Consider the following 3059-nt stretch of genomic DNA (forward strand, 5'->3'; position numbering starts at 1 on the left):
GCGCAACAACGAGGTGCTCAACCAGTGGCTGGCGGGCAGCGACAAGGCCGCCATCGATGGCCTGGTCGGCAAGCTGGCCGGCACGCAGCTGGGCAGCCTGGACGAGCGCCTGAAGTGGTTCAAGGCCGACCGTGCCGCCTTCGAAGCCAGCACCGATCCGGCCATCCAGTACGCGGTGGCGGTGATGCCGGCGCTGCTCAAGCAGGAAGAACAGAAGAAGACCCGCGAAGGCGAGTCGCTGGTCTCGCGCCCGCTGTATCTGCAGGCATTGGCCGACTACAAGAAGAGCAAGGGCGAGTTCGTCTATCCCGACGCCAACCTGTCGCTGCGCATCACCTTCGGCAACGTGATGGGGTACACCCCGAAGGACGGCGTGGCCTACACCCCGTTCACCACGCTGGAAGGCGTGGCCGCCAAGGAAACCGGTGCCGATCCGTTCGACTCGCCCAAGGCGCTGCTCGATGCGGTCAAGGCCAAGCGTTACGGTGGCCTGGAAGACAAGCGCGTCGGCTCGGTGCCGGTGAACTTCCTGTCCAACCTGGACATCACCGGTGGCAACTCCGGCTCGCCGGTGCTCGATGCCCACGGCAAGCTGGTCGGCCTGGCCTTCGATGGCAACTGGGAATCGGTCAGCTCCAACTGGGTGTTCGATCCGGTGATGACCCGCATGATCGCCGTCGACAGCCGTTACATGCAGTGGATCATGCAGGAAGTGGCGCCGGCGCCGCAGCTGCTGAAAGAGCTGAACCTGGCCAAATAAGCCCCTCCCGACCCCGCGGCGAACACCGCGGGGTTTTTCGTTGCGGGTTGCCGGCCGTTGGCTGGCAACCACGCGATGTCAGGTGCGGGCAAGCGCCACCCCGACCCCTCGCAGACCGATGGTCGCGACGGCGGCAGCCGGGCAGGGCACGGGGTATCATGCGTGTCCCCTCGATCATTCACATCTTGTGAACGATTGCGACCGCATTCCTCCCCCCAAGGACTCCCAGTACGCATGCGCATCCTGCTTGCCCGCCACGGTGAAACACCGTGGAATGCCGAAGGCCGCTACCAGGGCCAGATCGATATCCCGTTGTCGCCGATCGGCGAAGCCCAGGCACAGGCCCTCGGGGAGCGCCTGAAGTCGGTCGATATCACCCGTGCGGTGGCGTCGCCGCTGTCGCGTGCACAGCGCACCGCACAGTTGGCCCTCGGCGCCGAACGTGCGCCGATGTTGCTGACCGAACCGGACCTGCAGGAAATCGCCCACGGCGAGTGGGAAGGCCTGCTCGCCAGCGAAATCAATGAAAAGGATCCGTCGCGCCTGCAGGCCTGGCGCAACGAGCCGGACACCGTGCTGATGCCCGGCGGCGAATCGCTGCGACTGGTGCTGGAGCGCAGCTGGCGCGGCCTGGCCCGCGCGGCCGAAGGTCTCGGCGAGCACGACACTTTGCTGGTGGTCGCCCATGACGCGGTCAACCGCGTGATCCTGTGCCGCATCCTCGGCCTGCCGCTGTCGCGGCTGTGGACCTTCCGCCAGGCGCCGACCACGTTGAACCTGCTCGAAGGCGTCGACCTGGACCAGCTCGAAGTGGTGCGCCTGAACGATTGCGCCCACCACACGCCGTTCTTCGGCGAAGCCAAGCACCGCGCACTGTAATCCTCTGACCCACTGATCCAACGCCCATGACCACCGTCGCCCCGCAGACCCTCACCGACTGGCTCACCTACATCGAGCAGCAGCATCCGGCCACCATCGACATGGGCCTGGAGCGCGTCCGCAACGTGGCGCAGGCGATGGGACTGGGGCAGCCGGGCACGCACACCATCGTGGTCGGCGGCACCAACGGCAAGGGCTCTACCGTCGCCTTCATCGAGGCGATCGCGCGTGCGGCCGGCTGGAAGGTCGGTGCGTATACCTCCCCGCATCTGCTGCGCTACAACGAGCGCGTGCGCATCGATGGCCAGGACGTGTCCGATGATGCGCTGACCGCTGCCTTCCAGGCGATCGAAGCGGCGCGTGGCAGCACCACGCTGACCTATTTCGAGTACGGCACGCTGGCGGCACTCAAGCTGTTCGGCGATGCCGGCCTCGATCTGGCCGTGCTGGAAGTCGGCCTGGGGGGACGTCTGGACGCGGTGAACATCGTCGATGCCGATGTGGCGGTGATCACCACGGTGGATATCGACCACAGCGACTGGCTGGGCGAGGACCGCGAAGCCATCGGCGTGGAGAAGGCCGGCATCATCCGCGGCTGGAAGCCGGTGATCCTGGGTGAAACCGATCCGCCGTCCAGCGTGCTGGCCCGCGCATATCTGCTGGGTGCCAACGCGATCCGCGGTGGCAGCGACTTCTTCGTCGATGTGATCGATGCGCAGACATGGTGCTGGCGTGATGTCGGCTTCCGCATCGAGCTGCCGACCCCGGCGCTGCGCGGCCCGATCCAGCTGCGCAACGCCGCCTCGGCGATTGCCGCGCTGCGTACGCTGGATATGCCGCTGTCGCGCACGGCGATCGCCGAAGGCGTGGCCGCCGCGCGCATCCGCGGCCGCCTGCAGGGTGTTGATCGCGGCGGCGTGGAAGTGCTGGTCGATGTCGGCCACAACCCGCAGGCCGCGCGCGAACTGGCCGCCGCGTTGAGGGCGGCGCCGGTGTCCGGCCGTACCGTGGCCGTGTTTGCCGCGTTGCAGGACAAGGACGCCGTTGGCGTGGTCCAGGCAATGGCCGGGCAGGTCGATGCCTGGCACCTGGCCGGCCTCGACGGCGCCCGCGCGCAGAGTGCGCAGGCGCTGCAGGCGCGGCTGCAGAACACCGCTGCCGCAAGCGCCCGCCGCCACGCCACCGTGGCCGATGCGCTGGGTGCGGCCGTCGCCGATGCTGCAGCCGGTGACCGCGTGCTCGCGTTCGGTTCGTTCCATACCGCTGCACAGGCGCTGCAATGGCTGGACGCTGCCGGCTGACCCGCGCCCGCCACCCCGCTGCGGCCGTTCAGCCGCAACAGACGCCGCTCACGCGGACACCCGTATAATCGCCGTGGCATTCCGCCGCGCCGCCCCTGCCTGCCTTCCGTGGATACTCC

Annotated in this window: 3 protein-coding genes; all 3 read left to right on the top strand. The window is 67.9% G+C overall.

Annotation, left to right across the window (positions count from 1 at the left end; genetic code table 11):
- The coding region (locus tag AC1DQP_RS18760) for a S46 family peptidase (protein ID WP_478052232.1) at positions 1-760 on the top strand (760 nt) is incomplete at its 5' end.
- A gap of 234 nt (positions 761-994) precedes the next feature.
- A complete protein-coding gene (locus tag AC1DQP_RS18765; RefSeq protein WP_457318394.1) occupies positions 995-1639 on the top strand; it encodes a histidine phosphatase family protein in 645 nt (214 codons plus the stop codon).
- A gap of 26 nt (positions 1640-1665) precedes the next feature.
- A complete protein-coding gene (gene folC, locus AC1DQP_RS18770) occupies positions 1666-2940 on the top strand; it encodes a bifunctional tetrahydrofolate synthase/dihydrofolate synthase (protein WP_457318395.1) in 1275 nt (424 codons plus the stop codon).
- Positions 2941-3059: the final 119 nt, after the last annotated feature.

It is taken from the genome of Stenotrophomonas sp. P5_A8 (genome assembly GCF_056400545.1).

Excerpts from the sequence above, each read along its gene's own strand:
- folC (WP_457318395.1), top strand. The coding sequence starts at position 1,666 with ATGACCACCGTCGCCCCGCAGACCCTCACCGACTGGCTCACCTACATC.
- AC1DQP_RS18765 (WP_457318394.1), top strand. The coding sequence starts at position 995 with ATGCGCATCCTGCTTGCCCGCCACGGTGAAACACCGTGGAATGCCGAA.